This window comes from Nocardia sp. NPDC057227 (assembly GCF_042669725.1).
Lineage (GTDB): Bacteria > Actinomycetota > Actinomycetes > Mycobacteriales > Mycobacteriaceae > Nocardia > Nocardia asteroides_A.
The window spans coordinates 254,414-274,913 of sequence record NZ_JBHUXA010000001.1 but is presented as its reverse complement, the minus strand read 5'-3'; the positions used below and the strand labels follow the sequence as shown (position 1 = coordinate 274,913).

The 20,500-nt window shown below is 72.4% G+C and carries 25 protein-coding genes; 11 read left to right on the top strand and 14 right to left on the bottom strand.

Features of this window, described 5'->3' with window-relative positions; all coding sequences use genetic code 11:
- Positions 1–43: 43 nt before the first annotated feature.
- Positions 44–949, top strand: a complete 906-nt coding sequence (locus ACFUJ1_RS01450; RefSeq protein WP_378641256.1) for a MerR family transcriptional regulator — start codon at positions 44–46, stop codon at positions 947–949.
- A 92-nt stretch (positions 950–1,041) separates the two neighbouring features.
- Here ACFUJ1_RS01450 and ACFUJ1_RS01445 read toward each other — a convergent pair whose 3' ends face one another.
- Both ACFUJ1_RS01445 and ACFUJ1_RS01440 read right to left on the bottom strand, forming a co-directional pair.
- Positions 1,042–1,527: a hypothetical protein gene (locus ACFUJ1_RS01445; RefSeq protein WP_378641254.1), complete on the bottom strand. Its 486-nt coding sequence runs from the start codon at positions 1,525–1,527 to the stop codon at positions 1,042–1,044.
- Between the two features lie 169 nt (positions 1,528–1,696).
- Positions 1,697–2,434, bottom strand: a complete 738-nt coding sequence (locus ACFUJ1_RS01440) for a class I SAM-dependent methyltransferase (RefSeq protein ID WP_378641252.1) — start codon at positions 2,432–2,434, stop codon at positions 1,697–1,699.
- 77 nt (positions 2,435–2,511) lie between these two features.
- Here ACFUJ1_RS01440 and ACFUJ1_RS01435 point away from each other — a divergent pair, with 77 nt between their 5' ends.
- On the top strand, positions 2,512–3,168 hold the full coding sequence (locus ACFUJ1_RS01435) for a HEAT repeat domain-containing protein (RefSeq protein ID WP_378641250.1): 657 nt from the start codon (positions 2,512–2,514) through the stop codon (positions 3,166–3,168).
- Positions 3,162–4,175: a MerR family transcriptional regulator gene (locus tag ACFUJ1_RS01430; protein ID WP_378641248.1), complete on the top strand. Its 1,014-nt coding sequence runs from the start codon at positions 3,162–3,164 to the stop codon at positions 4,173–4,175. The genes ACFUJ1_RS01435 and ACFUJ1_RS01430 overlap by 7 nt, the downstream gene beginning before the upstream one ends.
- Positions 4,176–4,269: 94 nt before the next feature.
- Here the strand turns inward: ACFUJ1_RS01430 and ACFUJ1_RS01425 are convergent, their stop codons facing one another.
- Entirely contained in the window at positions 4,270–4,800 is a 531-nt protein-coding gene (locus ACFUJ1_RS01425; protein WP_378641246.1) for a GNAT family N-acetyltransferase, read from the bottom strand.
- 112 nt (positions 4,801–4,912) lie between these two features.
- On the opposite strand from ACFUJ1_RS01425, the gene ACFUJ1_RS01420 reads away from it, so the two are divergent.
- Entirely contained in the window at positions 4,913–5,092 is a 180-nt protein-coding gene (locus ACFUJ1_RS01420) for a hypothetical protein (protein WP_378641244.1), read from the top strand.
- 54 nt (positions 5,093–5,146) lie between these two features.
- On the opposite strand, the gene ACFUJ1_RS01415 is transcribed toward ACFUJ1_RS01420, so the two are convergent.
- The gene (locus tag ACFUJ1_RS01415; RefSeq protein ID WP_378641242.1) at positions 5,147–7,396 is read right to left on the bottom strand and encodes an MMPL family transporter; all 2,250 of its coding nucleotides are present in this window, start codon (positions 7,394–7,396) and stop codon (positions 5,147–5,149) included.
- Between the two features lie 159 nt (positions 7,397–7,555).
- On the opposite strand from ACFUJ1_RS01415, the gene ACFUJ1_RS01410 reads away from it, so the two are divergent.
- Positions 7,556–8,119: a helix-turn-helix domain-containing protein gene (locus ACFUJ1_RS01410; protein ID WP_378641240.1), complete on the top strand. Its 564-nt coding sequence runs from the start codon at positions 7,556–7,558 to the stop codon at positions 8,117–8,119.
- Here the strand turns inward: ACFUJ1_RS01410 and ACFUJ1_RS01405 are convergent.
- Positions 8,080–8,742 carry a class I SAM-dependent methyltransferase gene (locus ACFUJ1_RS01405; RefSeq protein ID WP_378641238.1) on the bottom strand — a complete coding sequence of 221 codons (663 nt, stop codon included), beginning with the start codon at positions 8,740–8,742 and terminating at the stop codon, positions 8,080–8,082. The two genes, ACFUJ1_RS01410 and ACFUJ1_RS01405, sit on opposite strands and share 40 nt — an antisense overlap.
- A gap of 62 nt (positions 8,743–8,804) precedes the next feature.
- On the opposite strand from ACFUJ1_RS01405, the gene ACFUJ1_RS01400 reads away from it, so the two are divergent.
- Positions 8,805–9,848 (top strand): alpha/beta fold hydrolase, encoded by a 1,044-nt coding sequence (locus ACFUJ1_RS01400; protein WP_378641236.1) that lies wholly within the window; start codon positions 8,805–8,807, stop codon positions 9,846–9,848.
- Here ACFUJ1_RS01400 and ACFUJ1_RS01395 read toward each other — a convergent pair.
- Positions 9,821–10,102: a hypothetical protein gene (locus tag ACFUJ1_RS01395; protein ID WP_378641234.1), complete on the bottom strand. Its 282-nt coding sequence runs from the start codon at positions 10,100–10,102 to the stop codon at positions 9,821–9,823. The genes ACFUJ1_RS01400 and ACFUJ1_RS01395 overlap by 28 nt on opposite strands.
- Before the next feature lie 84 nt (positions 10,103–10,186).
- A complete protein-coding gene (locus ACFUJ1_RS01390; RefSeq protein WP_378641232.1) occupies positions 10,187–10,969 on the bottom strand; it encodes a hypothetical protein in 783 nt (260 codons plus the stop codon).
- Positions 10,970–11,127: 158 nt separating this feature from the next.
- Between ACFUJ1_RS01390 and ACFUJ1_RS01385 the strand changes: the two genes are divergently transcribed.
- Positions 11,128–11,346: a hypothetical protein gene (locus ACFUJ1_RS01385; RefSeq protein WP_378641230.1), complete on the top strand. Its 219-nt coding sequence runs from the start codon at positions 11,128–11,130 to the stop codon at positions 11,344–11,346.
- Here the strand turns inward: ACFUJ1_RS01385 and ACFUJ1_RS01380 are convergent.
- The 4 genes from ACFUJ1_RS01380 to ACFUJ1_RS01365 are packed head-to-tail and all read right to left on the bottom strand — an operon-like array spanning position 11,331 to position 13,558.
- A complete protein-coding gene (locus tag ACFUJ1_RS01380) occupies positions 11,331–11,603 on the bottom strand; it encodes a cytochrome C oxidase subunit IV family protein (protein ID WP_378641228.1) in 273 nt (90 codons plus the stop codon). The genes ACFUJ1_RS01385 and ACFUJ1_RS01380 overlap by 16 nt on opposite strands.
- A gap of 4 nt (positions 11,604–11,607) precedes the next feature.
- Positions 11,608–12,108 (bottom strand): cytochrome c oxidase subunit 3, encoded by a 501-nt coding sequence (locus ACFUJ1_RS01375; protein ID WP_378641898.1) that lies wholly within the window; start codon positions 12,106–12,108, stop codon positions 11,608–11,610.
- A 35-nt stretch (positions 12,109–12,143) separates the two neighbouring features.
- Positions 12,144–12,866 carry a hypothetical protein gene (locus ACFUJ1_RS01370; RefSeq protein WP_378641226.1) on the bottom strand — a complete coding sequence of 241 codons (723 nt, stop codon included), beginning with the start codon at positions 12,864–12,866 and terminating at the stop codon, positions 12,144–12,146.
- Positions 12,863–13,558, bottom strand: coding sequence for a hypothetical protein (locus ACFUJ1_RS01365; protein WP_378641224.1), 696 nt, complete (start codon positions 13,556–13,558; stop codon positions 12,863–12,865). Before ACFUJ1_RS01365 ends, ACFUJ1_RS01370 begins: the two co-directional genes overlap by 4 nt.
- A gap of 86 nt (positions 13,559–13,644) precedes the next feature.
- Between ACFUJ1_RS01365 and ACFUJ1_RS01360 the strand changes: the two genes are divergently transcribed.
- A complete protein-coding gene (locus ACFUJ1_RS01360; protein WP_378641222.1) occupies positions 13,645–14,277 on the top strand; it encodes a TetR/AcrR family transcriptional regulator in 633 nt (210 codons plus the stop codon).
- Here ACFUJ1_RS01360 and ilvD read toward each other — a convergent pair.
- The 3 genes from ilvD to ACFUJ1_RS01345 form a co-directional block, all read right to left on the bottom strand.
- Positions 14,261–15,955, bottom strand: a complete 1,695-nt coding sequence (gene ilvD, locus ACFUJ1_RS01355; protein ID WP_378641220.1) for a dihydroxy-acid dehydratase — start codon at positions 15,953–15,955, stop codon at positions 14,261–14,263. The genes ACFUJ1_RS01360 and ilvD overlap by 17 nt on opposite strands.
- 111 nt (positions 15,956–16,066) lie before the next feature.
- Positions 16,067–16,816: an SDR family NAD(P)-dependent oxidoreductase gene (locus ACFUJ1_RS01350; protein WP_378641218.1), complete on the bottom strand. Its 750-nt coding sequence runs from the start codon at positions 16,814–16,816 to the stop codon at positions 16,067–16,069.
- Positions 16,813–17,298 carry a VOC family protein gene (locus ACFUJ1_RS01345; RefSeq protein ID WP_378641216.1) on the bottom strand — a complete coding sequence of 162 codons (486 nt, stop codon included), beginning with the start codon at positions 17,296–17,298 and terminating at the stop codon, positions 16,813–16,815. Before ACFUJ1_RS01345 ends, ACFUJ1_RS01350 begins: the two co-directional genes overlap by 4 nt.
- Positions 17,299–17,384: 86 nt before the next feature.
- On the opposite strand from ACFUJ1_RS01345, the gene ACFUJ1_RS01340 reads away from it, so the two are divergent.
- The 3 genes from ACFUJ1_RS01340 to ACFUJ1_RS01330 are packed head-to-tail and all read left to right on the top strand — an operon-like array spanning position 17,385 to position 20,483.
- On the top strand, positions 17,385–18,146 hold the full coding sequence (locus tag ACFUJ1_RS01340) for an SDR family NAD(P)-dependent oxidoreductase (RefSeq protein ID WP_378641214.1): 762 nt from the start codon (positions 17,385–17,387) through the stop codon (positions 18,144–18,146).
- A gap of 34 nt (positions 18,147–18,180) precedes the next feature.
- Positions 18,181–19,473, top strand: a complete 1,293-nt coding sequence (locus ACFUJ1_RS01335) for an acyl-CoA dehydrogenase family protein (RefSeq protein ID WP_378641212.1) — start codon at positions 18,181–18,183, stop codon at positions 19,471–19,473.
- On the top strand, positions 19,470–20,483 hold the full coding sequence (locus tag ACFUJ1_RS01330) for a phosphotransferase family protein (protein ID WP_378641210.1): 1,014 nt from the start codon (positions 19,470–19,472) through the stop codon (positions 20,481–20,483). The genes ACFUJ1_RS01335 and ACFUJ1_RS01330 overlap by 4 nt, the downstream gene beginning before the upstream one ends.
- Positions 20,484–20,500: the final 17 nt, after the last annotated feature.

The window sequence follows — 20,500 nt, the reverse complement described above, 5'->3', positions numbered from 1 at the left end:
CGATGTTGACTCTCCACCTACTGGAAACCCGAGGCTGATTCCCGTGAGTGACCGCGACGAACTGTTCACCATCGGCGAGCTGGCCCGCCGCACCGGACTCGCGGTGCGGACCATCCGCTTCTGGTCCGATGCCGGGGTCGTGCCGCCGACCGACAGGTCGCCGACCGGCTACCGGCTCTACGACACCGAGGCGGTGGCCCGGCTCGACCTGGTGCGCACCCTGCGCGAACTGGGGCTCGACCTGCCCACCGTGCACAGGGTGCTGCTGCGTCAGACGACGGTGGCCGACGTGGCCGCCGCGCACGTGCGGGCACTGGACGCCGAGATCCGCACGCTGCGGGTCCGGCGGGCGGTGCTGCGTTCGGTCGCTCACCGAGGAAGTTCGACCGAGGAGATGAGAATCATGCACAAGATGGCCAAACTGTCCGCCGCCGAGCGGCAGCGGGTGATCGACGACTTCGTGGACGCGACCTTCGCGGGCATCCCGGACGACGCACCCGGGGCGCACATCGCGCGGGGGATGCGGTCCATGCCCGCCGAGCTGCCCGACGATCCGAGCCCGGAGCAGGTGGATGCCTGGGTCGAGCTCGCGGAGCTGGTCGGAGATCCCGGTTTCGGGGAGCGGGTGCGCGCGATGGCGGTCACCGGGGCGGCCGGGGCCGAGCCCGGCGCCCCCGACCCGGCCCGGGTTTCCGCGGTCGCCGCGCAGGCGCTGAGCGAGGGGGTCGCGCCCGATTCGGCGCGCGGCCGGGAACTGCTCGATCAGATCGTCGATCCGGCGCTGCCCGCTGACGAGCGGGTCCGGCTGGCGGATTCTATGGCGACCTTCACCGATCGCCGAGTGGAGCGGTACTGGCAGCTGCTCGGCGTCCTGAACGGGTGGCCTGCCCGAGAGCCCCAGGTCCCCGCCTGGGAGTGGTTCATCGACGCGCTGCGCGCGGCCGCGTAGCGCGTCTCGGCCGGGAATGCGCCCGACCAGCACCGGCGGCGGTCCCGTCCGCGAACCGGAGGATCGGGCCGCCGCCCGCGCGAGCCCCTGCCTCACACGCCGAGTTCGTCGCAGAGGTCGGCGAAGCGGTCCAGGTGGTCCGGGGGTGAGCGGTGCCGGGCGAGGCCGACGGTGTCGAATTCGTCCAGGCCGGGGCGGGCGGTGATGCCGAGGGCGCGCAGGGCGGCGTTGATCGTGCCGGCCGGGCGGGGTGGGGCGCCCGCTTCGGCCGTCACCGCGTACTGCTCGCCGATGCCCGCGGTGTAGTTCGTGTGGATGAGGGCGAAGGCGGTGGGGCCGGCCAGTGCCGCGGCGATCACGGTCACCACGCCTTCGCGGGGGAACAGGAGCGGGGCCGTGGCCGGAAGCACGAGCTGATCCGAGATGCCTTGAACTGCTTGCTGATACGCGGTGTAGTAGTGCGTCAGGTGGAACAGGGTCAGGTCGGCGGCCAGGGGGACCGGCACCAGATCCCACGCGGCCGCGGCTTCCGGTGAGCACGGGCCGGGGATGACGAGTGCCGTGACGGTGTGTGACATTTCGGGAGCCTTCCGGCAGCGTGGATCGGGCGAGGCCGGGTAACTCCGAACTGGTGTCCGGATCGCTCATTCTCGCGCGTCGTGCGATTCGGGTGCCAGGCCCGCCCCGGTCGTTCCTGTCCTCGTCCGGGGCGGGTCCGCGCGCCCGACGCCGTTGCGCGGCAACCGATCACGTGCGGCGGGCGAGGTGCGCGGTGATGTCGGCGATGATCTCGACCCGCGCGGGCAGCGCGGCGGCGACCAGGGCGAGCACCTGCGCGCGCTCGGCTTGCGGGAGCCGGAGCGTGGCGGAGAGGGTGCCGAGGTAGCCGAGGTAGTCGTGCGCGCTCAGGGTGCGGCGGTGCTCGAGCACCTCCTGCCGGACGTCGGTGAAGAGCTCCGAGCGCTGCAATTCCGTTCCCGGCCACTGCATCCGCTGCTCCGGCGGGGTGCCGTCCGGCGAGGGCACCGCGTCGTCGCCGCGGAAGGCGATGCGCACGGCGGCGCGCACGGCGGGGTCGGCGGCGAGCACCGGGCCGCCGAAGGAGGCGACGATGCCACCGGGCTCCAGCAGCGCCGCCATGCGGGACCAGCGGCCCTCGGGGGCGGTCCAGTGCAGCGCGGCGGCCGCGTAGACGAGGTCGTAGCGGTGATCCGGAGAAAGCTCCTCGAAGGCGGCGCGCACCGTCGTGACACCGGGAACGCGCAGCTCGGCGAGCATGGCCGGATCGGGGTCGGTCGCGGTGACGGCGATACCGCGCGCCGCGAAGAGCCGGGTCGCCTTTCCGGTGCCCGCGCCGATCTCCAGCGCGGTGCGGAGCGGGTGGCCCGCGTAGGCGAGTACCAGGTCGGCGAGGTCCGGCGGGTACTCCGGCCGGAAGCGTTCGTAGGCGCGCGCGACCGCGCCGAACCCGAGTGCGCGGGACATGCCGGACATCCTGCCAGCACCGAGCGCTTGACCTTGACACAGTGACAACGTCTTCACTGGACGGGAGGAGGTTTCCCATGAACCCGACACCGGAACGATCCGTAGACCCGCGGCTGCTCGCCGCGCTGAGCACCGAGAACGCCTCGACCCGGCTGCAGGCCGCGCTCACCGCGGGCACCCACCCGGACCCCGCGCTGCTCGCCCCGCTGCTCGCGCGCTGCGCGGTCGAGCCGGACTTCTACGTTCGCGACATGCTCACCTGGGCGCTCACCCGGCTCCCGGCGGCGCAGACGGTGCCCGCGCTGCTCGCCGAGCTCGAGTCCGGCCCCGCGCAGGCCCGCAGCCAGGCGCTGCACACGCTCTCCAAGATCGGTGACCCGGCCACCTGGTCCACGATCACCCCGGAGCTGCTGCGCGATCCCGACGACGAGGTCGCCCGCAGCGCGTGGCGGGCCGCGGTGGTCCTGGTGCCGGACGCCGAGCGGAGAGCCCTGGCCGCCGAGCTCGCCGGGCAGCTCGCCCGCGGCGGCCGCGACGTGCAACGCAGCCTGAGCCGGGCACTGGCCGCGCTCGGCGACCTGATCGAGCCGGTCCTGGCCACCGCGAAAACCAGCCCCGACCCGGCGGTGCGCGCGCACGCCCTGGTCACCGAGCAGCTGCTGCGCGACCCGGACGCCGCCTTCGACATCGACGCGGCCAAGCGGATCGCCGCGCTGGACGGCGCCCCGTGCTGATCGGCGAGGTGGCGCGGCGTTCGGGGGTCAGCACCCGGATGCTGCGCCACTACGACGCGCTCGGGCTGGTCCGCCCCACCGGGCGCACCGTCGGCGGCTACCGCGAGTACGCCGACGCCGACATCCGGCGCATCTTCCACGTGGAAAGCCTGCGCACGCTCGGCCTCTCGCTGCGCGAGGTCGCCCGCGCGCTGGAGGATCCGGCGTTCGCACCGCAGACCCTGGTCGCGGATCTCATCCGGCGGACCGAGGAGCGGCTGGAGCGGGAGCGGGAACTGCTGGAGCGGTTGCGCGCGGTCGAGGGGGCGGAGCCGGCGGGCTGGCGTGCCGTGCTGCGCATCGTCGAGCTGGTCCGCGACCTCGGCTCCGCCGACCCGCCGCGGCGCCTCCGGACCGTGCTCAATCCCGCCGCGAACGAGCCGGTGCCCACCGAGCTGCTCACCGCGGCGGTGCTCGCCGAGTCCGAGCCGAACATGGCGGGGGCGCTGCGCTGGGCGTTGGCCAGGGCCGGGACCGACGGGCTGGCCGGGCTCGCACCCGGATTGCGGTCGTCCGATGCCGAGGTCCGCCGCCGGGCCGTGCTGGCGGTCGCCGAGATTCCCGGCGATGCCGCCACCGAGCTGCTCACCGCCGCGCTCGCCGATCCGGATTCGGCGGTTCGCGGCCCGGCCGCGCTGGCCGCGGGCGCTCGCGGGGTGACCGTCGCCGAACCCGCGCTGATCGACATGGTCGTCACCGGCACCAACGACGTGGACGCGGGCGAGGTGCTCGGCGCCCTCTCCCGCGATCCGGCCACCGCGGATCGCATCCTGGATGCGCTGACCGCCGCACTGACCGCGCACGAAGCCGACGCGAGCGTCCGCCTCCGGCTGATCCAGGCGCTGGTCGAGCTGCCTGGCACCGGCGCCCTGGCGATCCTGCAACCGCTCCGCGCGGATGCCGACCCCGCGATCGCCCTGGTCGCCACCGCCTTCGCCGACCTGGTGGCGGCACGGTCCTCCGGCTAGCGTTCGGCCGGACCCGGGTGGTGCGGCAACCGGTGCGGCGCTGGATGCGCGAACGTGGTGGCCCGGTTCGGCCGCGGCCGCGCACCACCCGCGCTCAGTCCTCGACCGCGACGCGCCGGTCGTCCCGGTCGCCGTCGCCCGCGCGCCCATCGGCGAGCACCTTCTCGAAGGTCAGGTACGGCAGCGTCGCCGGATCGGCGGTGATGTCGTACTTCGGCTCGTACCCCGAGGTCAGATACAGCCCCGCCGCCTCCGGCTGCCGCGGCCCGGTGGTGAGCCGGATCAACCGATACCCCGCCGCCACCGCCGCCCGCTCCAACTCGACCAGCACCGTCCTGGCATACCCGCGCCGCCGATGCGCCGAGTGCGTCCACACCCGCTTGATCTCCGCGGTCGTCTCATCGATCCGCCGGAACCCGCCGCCCGCGACCGCCCCGGAGCCCTCGAGCAGCAGCACCAGCCCGCCCTCCGGCGGCTCGAAGTCGTCCGGCGCGGTATTGCTCATCTCGTCGTTCGGCCCGTACCTGGTCTCGTACTCGTGGGCCAGCTCGTCGAGCAGCGGCCGCACCAGGGGGTCGGCGGCGCCGACCCAGCGCAGCTCGCGGGCTTTGTCGCAGCGTGTCACGATCCGGCTCAACAGCGCGGTCGGGGCCGGACATTCCCCACGCGAAGCGGCGGCGGTGTAATACCGGCTCGTGCCCCTGCGATCGACCTGGTAGCAGGGAGGGAGCACGGGGATGAACAAAGGGTCGACCTGGCTGGAGTGGCTCAGATTCCTGCTCGGCGTGCTGACCGCCGCGGTGCTGCTGATCATCGGCAGCTCCCTGCTGTTCCCCTCGGAACCGGCCGAACCCGGCTGGCGCGTCGAGATGCCGGTCGTCATCCGCCCGTGGACCCCGCCCGAACCCCCGCGCTGAAACACCGAACGGCCCGCCCCCGAATCCGGGAGCGGGCCGCTCGGGCAACCGAACTCAGCGCAGCGCGGGAACCGGATCGTCCGCGTCCGCGGGTACGTCGAGCCGCTTGGTCAGCCCCTCACCCTCGATGTCGAAGGTCGGCACCAGCGGCGCGAGCCACTTCGGCATCCACCAGATCCGCTCGCCCACGATCAGCATGAACGCCGGGACGATCAGCATCCGCACCAGGAAGGCGTCGGCCAGCACACCGACGGCGAGCGCGAAGCCGATGGTCTTCAGGATCACGTCGTCGGTGAGCGCGAACCCGGCGAAGACGCCGATCATGATGATCGCGGCGGCGACCACAACCCTGGCGCTGTGCGCGAACCCGTCGATCACGGCCTGGCGGGCCGGGGTGCCGTGCGCGTACGCCTCGCGCATCCGGCTGACCAGGAACACCTCGTAGTCCATGGCGAGCCCGAACAGGATGCCGGTCAGCAGGATCGGCAGGATGAACAGCACCGGCGAGGTGGTGTCCAGGCCGATGAGCTGGTTGAGCCAGCCCCACTGGAACACCGCGACGGTGGCGCCGAGCGAGACGCCGACCGAGAGCAGGAACCCGAGCGCGGCCTTGAGCGGCACCCACAGCGAGCGGAACACCGCGATCAGCAGGAAGACCGCGAGCCCGACCACGACCGCGAGGTAGATCGGGAACACCGAGGTGAGCTCGTTGGCGATATCGACCCCGACCGCGGTCTGGCCGGTGACCAGGGCGCGCGCGCCGGTCTCGGCGGGCAGATCGGCGACGGTGCCGCGGATCTCCGCGACCAGGTCCTTGGTGGCCTGGTCGGACGGCCCCGAGCCCGGGATCACCGTGACGGTCGCGAACTTCACGACCTCGAGCTGCTGGGCGAAGGCCTGCTGCGCCTGCGGGGTGTCGCTGGTGAGCGCGGGGATCACGGTGGCGACGTCGGTGCCCGCGCGGCCTGCCATGGTCTGCAGGTCGTTGGTCACCCTGGCCACCGCACCGGCCGGGTCGGCGGCGTTCGCGGTGTCGACCACCACGACCAGCGGGCCGTTGGCGCCGGGGCCGAAGTTCTCGGCGATCAGGTCGTAGGCGGTGCGGGCATTGCTGCCCGCGGGCTTGGCCGCGTCGTCGGGCAGCGCGAGCTGCATGGAGGCGACCGGGAGCGAGGCGAGCAGCGCGACGGCGATACCGCCTGCCAGCGCGCCCCACTTGTTTCTGGCGATGCCGTCGACCCAGCGGCGGCCGTGCGTGCGCGGCTCCGCGCCGTCGGCGGCCTTGGCCAGGTAGCGCGGCTTGCCCTGCATGACCCGCTCGCCGGCGAAGCCGAGGATCGCGGGCAGCAGGGTGAGCGAGATGAGCACCGCGACGGCGACGGTGAAGGCGCCGCCGAGCCCCATCTGGGTCAGGAAGCCGATATTGCAGACCGCCAGCCCGACCAGCGCGATGATGACGGTGAGCCCGGCGAAGACCACCGCCGAACCCGCGGTCCCGACCGCGCGGCCCGCCGCCTCCTCGAGCGAACGCCCGGCGCGGACCTCGCTCTGGTAGCGGCTCATGATGAACAGCGCGTAGTCGATGCCGACCGCGAGCCCGAGCATGGTGCCGAGTGCAGGGGTGGTGGAGGAGAGCTCGACGAAGCCGGTGAGCGCGGTGATCGCCAGCATGCCGATGCCGACGCCGACCAGCGCGGTGAGCAGCGGCATCCCGGCCGCGACCAGCGAGCCGAAGGTCACCGCGAGGACCAGCAGCGCCACCGCGATGCCGACGACCTCGGCCAGCGGCATCGCCACCTCGTTCATGGCGTCGCCGCCGATGGCGACGTTCAGCCCGGCGGTCTCGGCGTCGTGCGCGGCGTTCTCCAGCGCCGAGCGGTCGGCGTCGGTGAGCTCGTTCGAGGTCTGCGTGTAGCCGACCGAGGCGTAGCCGACGCGGCCGTCGCCGGTGAGCGTGCCCGCGGTGAACGGGTCGGTCACCGAGGCGACGTGCTCGGTGCGCAGCGCGCCGAGCGCGGCGGTCACCGCGGCGCTGTAGCCGGGCTCGGTCAGCGAGCGGCCCTCGGGCGCCTCGAAGACCACCCGCGCGGTGGCGCCGTCGGGGGAGGACTGCGGAGCCCGCTCCTCGATGAGGTCGAAGGCCTGGGTCGACTCGATCCCGGCCAGCTCGAACTTGTCACTGGTCTGGCCGGAGAGCGTCGCCGCGCCGACACCGAGCACGACCAGCAGCAGCACCCAGATCGCCGCCACCGCCCTGCGGTGCACGAACGACCACCGGCCCAGCCGGAACAACTGCCACGCCATGAGCGTCCTCCAAGCACCTATATGGACCAGATGGTCCGGATAGGGTCTAGAGTAGGAGTATGCGGACTGCGGGGTCCACTTCAGCGCCCCAAGTGTGCAGCAACTCACGTGAGCTGCGGAAATGAGACCCGGGACACATTCCGGCAAAGGAGCGGATCGATGACGGCACCGAATCGGCAGCGGCGGCGCCGGGTGGACGCCCAGCACAATTCCGAGCGCGTGCTCGCCGCCGCGATCGAGGTCTTCACCGAGCACGGGCTCGAGGCCACCATCCCCGAGGTGGCGGCGCGCGCGGGCGTCGGCAAGGCGACCGTCTACCGCAGCTACCCGACCAAGGCCGACCTGGTGCGCGAACTCGCGCTGCTGCACCTGGACTGGTTCGACGAACTCGCCGACGCCGCGCTCGACGCCGCCCGCACCGACGCCTACCGCGCGCTGGAGGTGCTGCTGGAGCGGATCGCGACCCGGCTCGCCGAGGACCGGCTCATGGTCGAGGTGCTCAGCGGCGTGGACGGCATCGAGGACGAGCGGCTCGACAACCAGCTCGAGCAGCTCCTCGCGCTGGCGCACGAGCAGGGCAGGCTGCGCCCCGACGCGACCGCCATGGATGTGCAGGTGCTGGTCGCCGGGGTCGCGCGGGCGCTGATCGAGTTGCAGATCGGCGACCCCGCCGTCTGGCGCCGCTACGCCCGGCTGGCACTCTCCGCGCTGCGCCCGGAGTGAACCACCGCGCGCCGCGCGGTGCCGATCACCAGCGGCGCGATGGTCGGCAGCGCGGTCGGCATGCGGGTGTGCGTGATCTCGGTGACCGTCAGCGGCGACTCGGCGAGCATGGCCTCGAAGTCCCGGTTGGCGTGGCAGCCGTCGGCCATCCTGCGCTGCACCGGGGTGAGGACGTCCTGCACGACGCCGAGCGCCCCGGTGCCGCGCACGTGTTCGTGGAAGAGGAACTGCCCGCCCGGGCGCAGCACCCGGTGCACCTCGGCCAGCGCGGCGGCGGGGTCGCGCACCGAGCAGAAGACCAGCGAGGCGGTGACGGTGTCGAAGCAGGCGTCCGGGAAGTCGAGTGCGTGCGCGTCGCCGTCGAGCACGGTGAGCGGCAGCTCGGTGCGGGCCGAGAGCTGTTCGCGCAGCGCCGCATTGGGCTCCAGCAGGACCAGCTCCGGCAGCCCGGCGGGGTAGTGCGGGACGGAGAGGCCGCTGCCCGCGCCGATCTCCAGGGTGCGGCCGCTGGCGGCGGCGAGCTGGGTGCGGCGCAGCCCGGCCTGCCCGGCCCGGTCGACGCGGTCCATGAAGCGGGGGTACCAGGCGGCGAAGCAGCGCTGGCCGAAGGTCGGAGCGGTCATGGTTGCCAGTGTGGTCCGCGCGGGGGCTGCCGCGCATGGCCGGAACGGGCCATCATCGAGGGGTGCCGCCCGCCGAGGATCAGATCGTACGCCACCTGCCGACCGGCGGCGGCGAGCTCGCGTACGCCGTCACCGGGTCCGGCCCCGCGCTGCTGATGGGCGGCTGGTGGTGCGGGCATCTCGCGCTGAACTGGGCGGACCCGCTGTTCCGCGGCTACCTCTCCCGGCTGGCCGAGCGGTTCACGGTGATCCGCTACGACCAGCCCGGCCGCGGGCTCTCCGGGGGCGCCACGGTCGGCCTGGACGGCGAGATCGCGGCGGTCACCGAACTGCTGGACGCGCTCGAGGTCGAGCGGGTCGCGCTGCTCGGCGGCTCCTCCGGCGCGGCGGTCGCCGCCGGACTCGCCGCGCGCCTGCCCGGCCGGGTGCGGCGGCTGGTGCTGTACGGCGCCTTCGCGCGCGGCGCCGATATCGCGCCGGAACCCGCGCGGCGCGCGATGGTGGCGGCCGTGGCCGCGCACTGGGGGCTCGGATCCCGGGTGCTCGCCGACGTTTTCGTGCCGGGAGCGAGCAGGACCGAGCGCGACCGCTTCGCCCGCTTCCAGCGGCTCTCCGCCACGGCCGAGCAGGCCGCATCCGCCCTCGCCGAGAGCTACGCCATCGACGCCACCGAGTACCTGGCCGCCGTCACCACGCCGACCACGGTCCTGCACCGCCGCGCGGACCGCGCGGTGCCCTTCGCGCTCGGCGTCGACGTGGCCCGCCGGGTGCGCGGCGCGACCCTGGTCGAACTCACCGGCGACGACCACTTCCCCTGGCGCGGCGGTGCTTCCGCGGTCGCCGACGCCACCCTGCGCGGACTCGGCCATCCCGTGCGCTCCCGCCCCGAGCCGCCAGGCCCGGCCGCCGTCACCGAGCGCGAACGCGAGATCCTGCACCTGGTCGCGGCCGGGCTCACCGACGCCCAGATCGGCGAACGGCTCACGCTCAGCCCGCACACCGTGCACCGCCACATCGCCAATGCCCGCACCAAGCTCGGCGTCCGCTCCCGCGCGGCCGCGGCGGCCGCCCTGCGCGGCTACGAACCCGGCCGCCCCGGAATCTGACTCCAGTACCCCGCCCGCGCGCCGTACTTGCTGCGCACCCACTCCGACGGCAGGTGCCGCTGCGCGGCGGGCCCGTCCGGGGTCACCACCGCGAGCAGGATCCGGCCGAACTCGGCCCGCGCGGCCAGATCCGGCGCCGTCATGTGCCCCCGGTCCCGCCCCTGCCAGTACTGCTGCTCGACCACCAACCGGTCCAGTAATTGCTTGCGTGTCAACGTATCCAGATCACCCCAGGTGAGCCGCTCGAAAGCCATGGAGCCCTCTTCCGATCGCGTGTCCGTCCGATTCAATCAGGTGATGGACGGGTCACGCCAGAATCCCAGCGTGCGGCCGGGGGCCTACGACCCCGGCGCCCGGTCCGAGTCCGGCTCGTCCCGGGTGGCGAGGTGCGCCTCGGCGATCACCGACCAGAACCGGCTGCGCAGGTCGCGGGCGCGCTCGACCTCGCCCGGGTCGGGCGCGGCGGCGGGGCCGAACATCCAGGAGGGGCGGGCGTCGGCGGTGGTGTCGCGGGCACCGAGGCGGTGCACCGCGGTGATCACCTGGTCCAGGGTCTCGGCGCTCTGCACCGCGGACCAGAAGGAGGCGGGCAGGTCGGTGAGCGCGGCGAAGGAGGCGGAGCTCAGCCCCAGGTCGACGGTGGTGCCGACCTCGCCGTCGTCGTCGAAGATGGTCTCGATGAAGGTGATCTCCCAGGACGGCGCGGTGCCCGCGCGGCGCAGGGTGAGCGAGGGGTGCTCGATATCGGCGGTGGTGGCCCATGGCGAGGCGTGCGCGAGCCGGTACTGCAGCGGCCCGACCTCCGGATCCCACCCGCGGGTGTGCACCCGCACCTCGGCGGCGCGCCCGATGGTCCGGTGCTCGACGCCGGTGCCGGCCGACCCCAGCCAGACCCGCACGATCTCGCGCTCGGCGTAGGTGCCGAGCATGGCGGCCAGGTGCGCGAGCGCCTGCTCCCTGCTGCCCTCGAAGCCGTGCACCTCCTGCTCGGCGGCGAGGCCGTAGAGCACGCCGACCGCCCCGGGCGCGAGCCCGGCCAGGTAGTCGGCGGCCAGCGCGGTGCCGCGGGCGAGCGCGCGGGGCCAGTCGTGTTCCGGTAGTGCCGGGTCGGGCTCGTCCATCGTCGTACCCCCTGTCCGTCCCCCATTCTCCCGCCGATCGGCGCTCCTGTCCCGGTACCTTGGTGGCGCGGCGATTCGCGTGTAAACGAATCGGGCCGCCGGGTGGATTACCCTGTGCCGCCCGCGGTGGGCGGCCCCACCGAACGCAGGAGCGCCCCGTGCACAATCCCGTCAACCGGTTCATCCTGGCCGGCATCTTCGCCACCCTCGGCTACGTCGCGCTGAAGCTGCTGCTCGACGGCGCGCCTGCCGAGACCGACACCTGGATCGGCACCTTCTGCACCGGCATCGTGGTCGGCGGCGCCGTCGTGCTCGGGCTGAGCTGGCAGCAGCGGCGCAAGCAGGCGAAGGACAAGGAGGGTCAGCCCGAGAAGTAGATCCCGGCCAGCCCCGCCCACAGCAGCACCAGCCAGGCATCGGTGCCGAGCCGCAGCCAGCGCGGCGCCTCCCCGACCTCCATGAACCAGCGAATCACCAGGCGGCACTTCACGAAGGCCAGCACCACGACCACAGCGACCAGTTCGGTGCTGTGACCGGGCGCGAACCACCAGGCGGCGATGGTGCTCACCACCAGCACCAGCCAGACCAGGACGAGCGCGCGCCGGGACCGCGGCAGCGACGGGGACTCGGTCACGGCGTCACCTCATGAGGTAGAGGATCGCGAAGATCACGATCCAGAGCAGGTCGATCATGTGCCAGTACAGCGCGCCCTGCTCGATCGGGCTCACCGCCGGTCTCCGCGCCACGATGCCGAGGATCAGCAGCCCGAGCAGCAGGTGCGCGAGGTGCACCCCGGTCAGCACGTAGTAGAAGGAGAAGAACTCGTCGGCCACGGTGTGCCCGGCCGCGACGGCGTGCTGCCACTCGTACCCCTTGAGCACCGCGAACAGCACCCCGCAGCCACCCGCCGCCAGCAGCAAGCGCCGCGTCGCCCGCACCGCGCCGCGCCGGATCTCCAGCACGGCGAGCGCGGCGAAGAGCGAAGCGGTCAGCAGCACAACGGTATTGACGACGCCGACGCCGAGAAGCAGCTGCCGCTGCCCGGCCGCGAAGAGCTCCGGCGAGCGCGCCCGGAACACCATGTAGGTGAGGAAGTAGCAGCCGAAGAAGAACAGGTCGCCCAGGATCATCACCCACATGTGGATGTCGCCGGAGATCCGCCCGGCCGGGGCGCTCACCGCGCGGGCTCCGCGCTGTACAGCGCCGGGGTGTCCGCTGTTTCGGCCCTGGCGGCGGTACGCATGAGGGGAAGGAGGCAGGCGATCCAGATCCCGAAGATCACCACCGCGATGTAGAAGGTGATCATGCCGTTCCAGGCGAAGGCGCCGGAGCGGAAGACCCACATCTGGGTGGCGACCACCTCGGTCACGATCTGCCAGATCGAGACGTAGGCGAACCACTTCGGGAAGATCCCGTTGCGGTCGTAGAAGATCGCGATGGCGAGCACCGCGTAGGCGGCGGTGAAGCAGCCGAGCGAGCCGTTGTAGGAGAGCATGCCGAGGTCGTAGAGCAGGTACTGGAGGCCGGGGTCGCGGTCCGGGCGGAAGGTGGCGGCGAGCCAGCAGACCAGGATCAGGTGGAACCCGGGAATGGCGCCGACCCCCATGGCGGCGATATAGGCGTAGGCCAGCAGCCGCCCCGACGACATGCGCTTCATGAAGTAGCCGATGATGCCGTTCGAGATCGCCGCGCCGCCCGCGATCACCAGCAGCACCCCGAAGCCGAGCCGGATCCCGGTCGCATGCGCCTCGAACCACTGCGCGGCCTGCTCGGCGGTCACGTCCGGGCGCGGCGGCGGGGTCGCCCGGCCGAAGAACACCACCCCGACCGAGAGCGCGGCGTAGAACACCGCGAACCCCCAGTAGGCGATCCACACGTCGAGATTGCGCGCCCTCACGCCGCGCGCTCCTGCTCCCGCAGCGCCGCCCGCACCTGGACGATCATGACCGCGACGAACAGCGCGATCGCGCCGTTGCGCAGCCAGAACGAGACGAACCCGTCCCACGCCAGCGGGCCGCTGCGGAACACCGCCGCCCCCGCCGACGGCGCCACGAGCACCGCGGTGAGCAGCGAGTACGGCGCTACCCAGCGCGGGAACACCGCCCGGTCGTCCAGGTACACCGCCAGCGCCAGCAATACGAACTGTGCCACCAGCATGCCGATCGGCGCGATGAACAGCAGCCAGGCGAGGTCGTTGAGCAGCTGCACCAGCGCCGGGTCGCGCTCCGGGCGGAAGGCCGCGACCGCGAAGAGGATGTTCGACAGCGCGAAGAGCGTCGCGCCCGCCACCACCGAGGTCAGGTAGGAGAAGGCGAGGATCCCGCTCTGCCCGCCCATCCGCGCCATCCGGCCCATGATCAGCACGAAGAACGGGACGATCATGATCCCGCACAGGTTGAACCCGACCATGCTGAACCGGGTGAGCGCGGTGTTGTCCAGGTAGAACCGCGCGACCTCGTCGGCCGTCATCCCCGGCGACATCGGCGGGAAGAAGCCGGGGAAGGCCACGAACAGCCCCCCGAGCACCAGCGCCACCACCGGGGTCGACCACAGGATCGCGTACTGCGCCCGCAGATCGGTGTCGTCCATATGTTGTTCCTCCCGGCTCCCGCGCTCACCGAGGATCGCAACTTTTCTGACGGTAGTCAATAACGGAGCCGGGGTAATATCGCTGTGTGGCAGCAACTCCGAAAGGTGACCAGCGTCAGAAGCGGGCGACGCCGGTGCGGGCGCGGTCGCACGCGAGCCGGGAGGCGATCATGCAGGCCGCGATGGCGCTGTGGCGGACGAAGGGGTTCGCGGATACCACCGTCACCGATATCTGCAAGGCGGCGGGGGTCTCGAAGGCGCTGTTCTACGTGTATTTCGCGCGCCGGGAGGAGATCCTGCTCGCGCTCGAGGTGTTCACCATGCGCGCGGCGCACGCCGCCGCCGATGCGGTCGTCGCCCGCCCGTACGAGCTGCGCGAGGTGCTCACCGCGGTGATCGGCACGCTGGAGCAGCGGGCGCGCCGCTTCCCGGCCGAGCTCATCTTCGAGGCGGTACTGGAGACCTACCGGCTGGAGCGGCAGGTGCTCGGCGACGGCGCGAGCGAGGCCGATATCGCGTACCTGTTCCTCGGGCCGTTCCAGCGGGCCCAGCGCGACGGCAAGCTCGGCCCCGACGTCGACGTCGTCCGGCTGGCCAGGCTGGCCCAGATGCTGGTCGCCGACGGCTTCCGGCTGTGGGCCGCGGCCGATTTCGGCGACGAGCCGCTCACGCCGCGGCTCGCCGCCGAGATCGACACCGTGCTCAGCGCGGGTTGGTGATGGCCCCGGTCTCGGCGCCCTGCACCAGCCGCGCGTACTTGCCGAGCACGCCGCGGGTGTAGCGCGGCTCGTTCGGCACCCAGCCCTCCCGGCGCGCGGCCAGCTCCGCGTCGTCGACCAGCAGGTCCAGTGCCTTGCCGTGCACGTCGACCCGGATCAGGTCGCCGTCGCGGACGAACGCGATCGGCCCGCCGTCGCGCGCCTCCGGCGCCACGTGACCGATGCAGAATCCCCAGGTGCCGCCGCTGAACCGGCCGTCGGTCACCAGCGCGCAGTCCGCGCCGCGCCCTGCCCCCTTCAGCGCGCCGGTGATGGCGAGCATCTCGCGCATGCCCGGCCCGCCCTTGGGGCCCTCGTAGCGGATCACCAGCACCGTGCCCGGCTCGATCTCGCCGGCCAGGATGGCGGCCATGGCGCCGTCCTCGCCGTCGAACACCCGGGCAGGCCCCTCGAACTGCATCTGGTCGGCGGTGAGCCCGGCGACCTTGACCACGCTGCCCTTCGGGGCGAGCGAGCCGCTGAGCACGTTGATGCCGCCGTCGCGGTGGATCGGGCGGTCGATCGGGTAGACCACGACACCGTCCGGGGCGGGCGGATCGATCTCGGCCAGGTTCTCCGCCATGGTCTTGCCGGTGACGGTCAGGCAGTCGCCGTGCAGCAGCCCGGCGTCGAGCAGCTGCTTGAGCACCACCGGGACGCCACCGACCCGGTCCAGCTCCAGCATGTGGAACCGCCCGCCCGGCTTCATGTCCGCGACGTGCGGCACCCGGGCGGCGATCCGGTTGAAGTCCTCCAGATGCAGCTCGACCCCGGCCTCGTTGGCGATGGCGAGCAGGTGCAGCACCGCGTTGGTGCTGCCACCCAGCGCGGAGGTGACCGCGATGGCGTTCTCGAAGGCCTGCTTGGTCAGGATCTGGCTGGGCCGGATGCCGAGCCGCAGCATGCCGACGATGGCCTCGCCGGAGCTGCGGGCATCGTCCTCGCGGCGCCGGTCCACCGCGGGCGGGGAGGCCGAGCCGGGCAGGCTGAGCCCGAGCGCCTCGGCGATCGAGGACATGGTGTTGGCGGTGAACATGCCGCCGCAGGCGCCCTCGCCGGGGCAGGCCTTGCGCTCGATCTGGCCCAGCTCGTGCTCGTCGATCTTGCCCGCGGCGCAGGCGCCGACGGCCTCGAAGACGCTGGTGATGTCGAGCGAGACGCCGTTGTGGTTGCCGGGCAGGATCGAGCCGTTGTAGACGAAGACGCTGGGCAGGTCCAGCCGTGCGGCGGCCATGAGCATGCCCGGGATGCTCTTGTCGCAGCCGGCCAGCCCGATGAAGCCGTCCAGGCGCTCGGCGTGCACCACCGTCTCCACGCTGTCGGTGATCACCTCCCGGCTCACCAGCGAGGCGCGCATCCCCTCGTGCCCCATGGAGATTCCGTCACTGACGGTGATGGTGCCGAACTCCAGCGCGACACCGCCCGCCGCGCGCACGCCCTCCTTGGCCCGCTGCGCCAGCGTGCGCAGGGTGAGGTTGCACGGGGTCACCTCGTTCCAGGCCGAGGCAATGCCGATCTGCGGTTTGTCCCAGTCGTCGTCGGTCAGCCCGACGGCCCGCAGCATGGCCCGGGATGGGGCCCGCTGCATCCCGTCGGTGACATCGCGGCTGCGCGGCTTCATATCGACCGGATCTGTCATTTCCGGGAGGCTACCCGATCGGTTTTCGGCGGCCGTGACCAGCGTAGTTACCGCTCGCGCAACTATCAGGTGCGGTCATTACCGCGGAAAGCAACATTGCCCGGGCTCGACTCAACGCAGGACGGTGCCGCCGTCGATGTTCAGCACCTGGCCGTTGATCCAGGCGCCGTCGTCGGAGAGCAGGAAGGTGACCAGCCCGGCCACGTCGGCGCTCGCGCCGACCCGCGGGCTGTGCATGCGACGCAGCGCGCCGGCCTCCAGCTCCGGCCAGCGCTCGGCCGCGCGGATGGCCTCGGTGGCGGTGAAGCCCGGCGCCACCGCATTGCAGCGGATGCCGTCACGACCCCAGCGGGTGGCGACGTGCCTGGTGAGCGCGCCGATCCCGGCCTTGGCGGCGGCGTAGGCGGGGCGCGCCGGTTCGCCCTGGAAGGCGGCGGCCGACGAGGTGTTCACGATGGCGCCGCCGCCGCGCTCGAGCAGGTGCGGGATGGCGTGCCGCATGGTGAGCAGGTAGCCGCGCAGGTTCACGGTGAGCAGGCGGTCCCAGACGGCGAGGTCGATGTCGACGACATCGGTGTCGCCGCGCAGCGCGCGCATGTCGGCGCCGACGTTGAAGAGCCCGTCCAGCCCGCCGAACTCGCCGACCGCGGCGGCGATCAGCTCCCGCACCGAGTCCTCCTCCGCCAGGTCGAAGGCGTGCGGTATCGCGGTCCCACCGGCCCCGGTCACCTCCGCCGCGGTGCGCCGCGCGCCCTCGGCGTCGAAATCGCCGACCAGCACCCGGTGCCCGGCCGCGCCGAGCCGCCGCGCGGTGGCCGCGCCGATCCCGCTCGCCCCGCCCGCCACCACGACGGCCTTCACAGCGACCGCACCGGGTCGGCGCCGTTCCACCGCTCGGCGGCGTCGCGGACCATCCGGGCGAGCCCGGCGGTGCGCTCGGTGTACTCGCTGAGTTCGAGATACGGCGCGGGACCACCGTCCGACTCGAAGAACGCATAGCGGGTCGCGGAATCCCCCGACCACACCACCGGCCGCCCCACCCGCTCCAGCGCGGCCTCGAAATCCTCGGCCCACCAGGCCAGCTGGTGGAACCCGCCGGCGAAGTCGGAGTAGATGCTCGGGGCGTCGTTCTCCTGCTGGATCACCTCCAGCTGCACCTCCCCGGACTGCGCGAAGGCGATGCTCAGCGAGACCGTGCACGCGGAATCCCGGTAGCTCCCGGTCTGTTCCACCCCGCGCAGCACGTACCACGGCCCGATCCCGAGCTCCAGCCACTCGCGCAGCTGCTCCTCGATATCGGCCACCACGTATCCGATCTGCCGGATCGGCCCTGGCATCGGCATGCAGGCCTCCTTGTGCGCTCGTGTCGAATATGTCACTCTCGAAATCAAGAATAGCATTCTGAGAACTGAGAGCGAGAGTCTGGAGCATGGGCTACGCCGACGAATTGTTCGACCTGACCGGCCGCGTGGTGCTGGTGACCGGGGGCAGCCGCGGCCTCGGCCGGGAGATGGCGTTCGCCGCCGCGCGCTGCGGGGCCGACCTGGTGATCGCGAGCCGCGACCCCGAGAGCTGCGCGGCCACCTGCGCGGAGATCGAGCGCGAGACCGGCCGCGCCGCACTGCCGCACGCCGTGCACGTGGGCCGCTGGGACCAGCTGGACGGCCTGGTCGAGGCCGCCTACGCCCGCTTCGGCCGGGTCGACGTGCTGATCAACAACGCCGGGATGCAGCCGGTCTACGACACCCTCGGCTCGGTGAGCGAGAAGCTCTTCGACGCGGTGCTGAACCTGAACCTCAAGGGCCCGTTCCGGCTCTCGGTGCTGATCGGCGAGCGCATGGTGGCGGCCGGGCGCGGCTCGATCATCAATGTCAGCTCGTCCGGCTCGATCCGGCCGCGCCCGTCGATCGTGCCCTACGCCGCCGCCAAGGCCGGGCTCAATGCCATGACCGAGGGGCTCGCGCTCGCCTTCGGCCCGACCGTCCGGGTCAACACGCTGATGGCGGGCCCGCACCTGACCGGAGCCACCGCGGGCTGGAACGTCGACGCCGTGCCCAACCCCTTCGGCGCGCACGCCCTGCAACGCGCGGGCAACCCCGCCGAGATCGTCGGCGCCGCCCTCTTCCTCGCCTCCGACGCCTCCAGTTTCACCACCGGAGCCACCCTGCGCTCCGACGGCGGCATGCCCTGACCATCCCGACCCGACCGACCGAGGAGACAACGACATGGCGTGGGATTTCGAGACCGATCCCGACTATCAGGCCAAGCTGGACTGGGCGGACGAGTTCGTCCGCACCGAGGTGGAGCCGCTGGACCTGGTCTGGCCGCACGAACAGTTCGTGCCGCTCACCGGCAAGCGCCGCGATGCCATCGCCCCGCTCAAGCAGCGGGTGCGCGAGCAGGGGCTGTGGGCCACCCACCTCGGCCCCGACCTGGGCGGCCAGGGCCACGGCCAGGTGAAGCTCGCACTGCTCAACGAGATCCTCGGCCGCTGCTCGTGGGCCCCGATCGTCTTCGGCTGCCAGGCCCCGGACACCGGTAACGCCGAGATTCTCGCGCACTACGGCACGCCCGAGCAGAAGGAGCGGTACCTGCGCCCGCTGCTCGACGGCGAGCTCTTCTCCTGCTACTCCATGACCGAGCCGCAGGCGGGCGCCGACCCGCGCCAGTTCACCACCACCGCGGTCCGCGACGGCGACGACTGGGTGATCGAGGGCCGCAAGTACTTCTCCTCCAACGCCAGGACCGCCGCCTTCTACATCGTCATGGCGATCACCGACCCCGCCGCCGGCGCGTACAAGGGCATGTCCATGTTCCTGGTGCCCACCGACACCCCCGGCATCGAGATCGAGCGCGATGTCCGGCTCTACGGCGAGCCCGAGGCCGCCGGGCAGCACGCGCTCGTCCACTACAACGGCGTGCGGGTCCCGGATTCCGCCCTGCTCGGCGGCGCGGGCCAGGCCTTCGTGATCGCGCAGACCCGGCTCGGCGGCGGCCGCATCCACCACGCCATGCGCACCATCGGGCTGGCGCAGAAGGCGCTCGACATGCTCTGCGAGCGGGCGCTGAGCCGGGAGACCGCGGGCAGCTCGCTCGCCGACAAGCAGTTCGTGCAGGGCTACATCGCCGACTCCTGGGCCCAGCTCGCGCAGTTCCGGCTGCTGGTGCTGCACACCGCGTGGAAGATCGACAAGCACAACGACTACCGGAAGGTCCGCAAGGACATCGCCGCGGTGAAGACCGTCATGCCGACCGTGCTGCACGACATCGCCTGGCGCTCCATGCAGGTGCACGGCGCGCTCGGCGTCACCGACGAGGTCCCGCTCATGAAGATGATCACCGGCGCCGCCGTCATGGGGCTCGCCGACGGCCCCACCGAGGTGCACAAGACCACCGTCGCCCGCCAGGTGCTGCGCGACCACTCCGCCACCGAGGAGCTGTGGCCCACCGAGTGGCTGCCCCGCAAACGCGAGGCCGCGCTCGCGCAGTACGCCGACTTCCTCGGCGACGAGCGATGAGCGGCATCGACACCGCGCGGCTCGCCGCCTGGCTGGACGAGGCCGGGCTCGGCACCGGCGCCCCGCTCGAGGTCGCGAAGCTCTCCGGCGGCGCGCAGAACGAGATCTACGAGCTCCGCCGCGGCGAGCACCACAGCGTGCTCCGCATCCCGCCCGCCACCGCCCCGCCCGAGCGGGACAGGGGCATCCTGCGCGAATGGCGGATCACCGCCGCGCTGGACGGCACCGACGTCCCGCACGCCGCTGGCATCGCGGTCTGCGCCGACCCGGCCGTGCTCGGCCGCGCCTTCTACCTCATGGGCCACATCGACGGCTGGTCACCGATGGACCACCGCACCGGCCTGCCCGAGCCCTTCGACCGAGACCCGGCCGACCTGGCCTACCGCCTGGTCGAAGGCGTCGCGCTGCTCTCCACCGTGGACTGGCGGGCCCGCGGCCTCGGCGACCTCGGCCGACCCGACGGCTTCCACGACCGCCAGGTGCAGCGCTGGACCGGCATGTTCGAGCGGATCAGGGGCCGCGACCTCGACGGCATGGACACCGCCACCGCCTGGCTGAACGCGCACCGCCCGCTCGACTTCGTCCCCGGGCTCATGCACGGCGACTACCAGTGGGCGAATGTCATGTTCGCGCACGGCGGCCCCGCCCGGCTCGCGGCGATCGTCGACTGGGAGATGGGCACCATCGGCGACCCCAAGCTCGATCTGGCCTGGGCGCTGAAGGACTGGCCCGAGGACACCGGCGCGCCGGAGGCCGCCACCGCGGGCTACCTCGACGTGCGCGGCATGCCCTCGCGCGACCAGCTCGTCGCCCGCTTCGCCGAGGTCTCCGGGCGGCAGGTCGACGACCTGGACTACTACCTGATCCTGGCCCGCTGGAAACTCGCCATCGTGCTGGAACAGGGCTATCAGCGCGCGGGTGACAACCCGAAGCTGCGGGCATTCGGCGAGATCGTGCCCGAACTCATGCGTTCGGCCGCCGAGCTCGCCGAGACGACCGGCTACCGCTGACCGATCGGCGCGGTGGC

Coding starts and splice junctions, on each gene's coding strand:
- ACFUJ1_RS01445 (WP_378641254.1), bottom strand. CDS start 1,527: ATGTCACACACCGTCACGGCACTCGTCATCCCCGGCCCGTGCTCACCG.
- ACFUJ1_RS01440 (WP_378641252.1), bottom strand. CDS start 2,434: ATGTCCCGCGCACTCGGGTTCGGCGCGGTCGCGCGCGCCTACGAACGC.
- ACFUJ1_RS01435 (WP_378641250.1), top strand. CDS start 2,512: ATGAACCCGACACCGGAACGATCCGTAGACCCGCGGCTGCTCGCCGCG.
- ACFUJ1_RS01420 (WP_378641244.1), top strand. CDS start 4,913: ATGAACAAAGGGTCGACCTGGCTGGAGTGGCTCAGATTCCTGCTCGGC.
- ACFUJ1_RS01415 (WP_378641242.1), bottom strand. CDS start 7,396: ATGGCGTGGCAGTTGTTCCGGCTGGGCCGGTGGTCGTTCGTGCACCGC.
- ACFUJ1_RS01410 (WP_378641240.1), top strand. CDS start 7,556: ATGACGGCACCGAATCGGCAGCGGCGGCGCCGGGTGGACGCCCAGCAC.
- ACFUJ1_RS01405 (WP_378641238.1), bottom strand. CDS start 8,742: ATGACCGCTCCGACCTTCGGCCAGCGCTGCTTCGCCGCCTGGTACCCC.
- ACFUJ1_RS01395 (WP_378641234.1), bottom strand. CDS start 10,102: ATGGCTTTCGAGCGGCTCACCTGGGGTGATCTGGATACGTTGACACGC.
- ACFUJ1_RS01390 (WP_378641232.1), bottom strand. CDS start 10,969: ATGGACGAGCCCGACCCGGCACTACCGGAACACGACTGGCCCCGCGCG.
- ACFUJ1_RS01375 (WP_378641898.1), bottom strand. CDS start 12,108: ATGTGGGTGATGATCCTGGGCGACCTGTTCTTCTTCGGCTGCTACTTC.
- ACFUJ1_RS01365 (WP_378641224.1), bottom strand. CDS start 13,558: ATGGACGACACCGATCTGCGGGCGCAGTACGCGATCCTGTGGTCGACC.
- ilvD (WP_378641220.1), bottom strand. CDS start 15,955: ATGACAGATCCGGTCGATATGAAGCCGCGCAGCCGCGATGTCACCGAC.
- ACFUJ1_RS01345 (WP_378641216.1), bottom strand. CDS start 17,298: ATGCCGATGCCAGGGCCGATCCGGCAGATCGGATACGTGGTGGCCGAT.
- ACFUJ1_RS01340 (WP_378641214.1), top strand. CDS start 17,385: ATGGGCTACGCCGACGAATTGTTCGACCTGACCGGCCGCGTGGTGCTG.
- ACFUJ1_RS01335 (WP_378641212.1), top strand. CDS start 18,181: ATGGCGTGGGATTTCGAGACCGATCCCGACTATCAGGCCAAGCTGGAC.
- ACFUJ1_RS01330 (WP_378641210.1), top strand. CDS start 19,470: ATGAGCGGCATCGACACCGCGCGGCTCGCCGCCTGGCTGGACGAGGCC.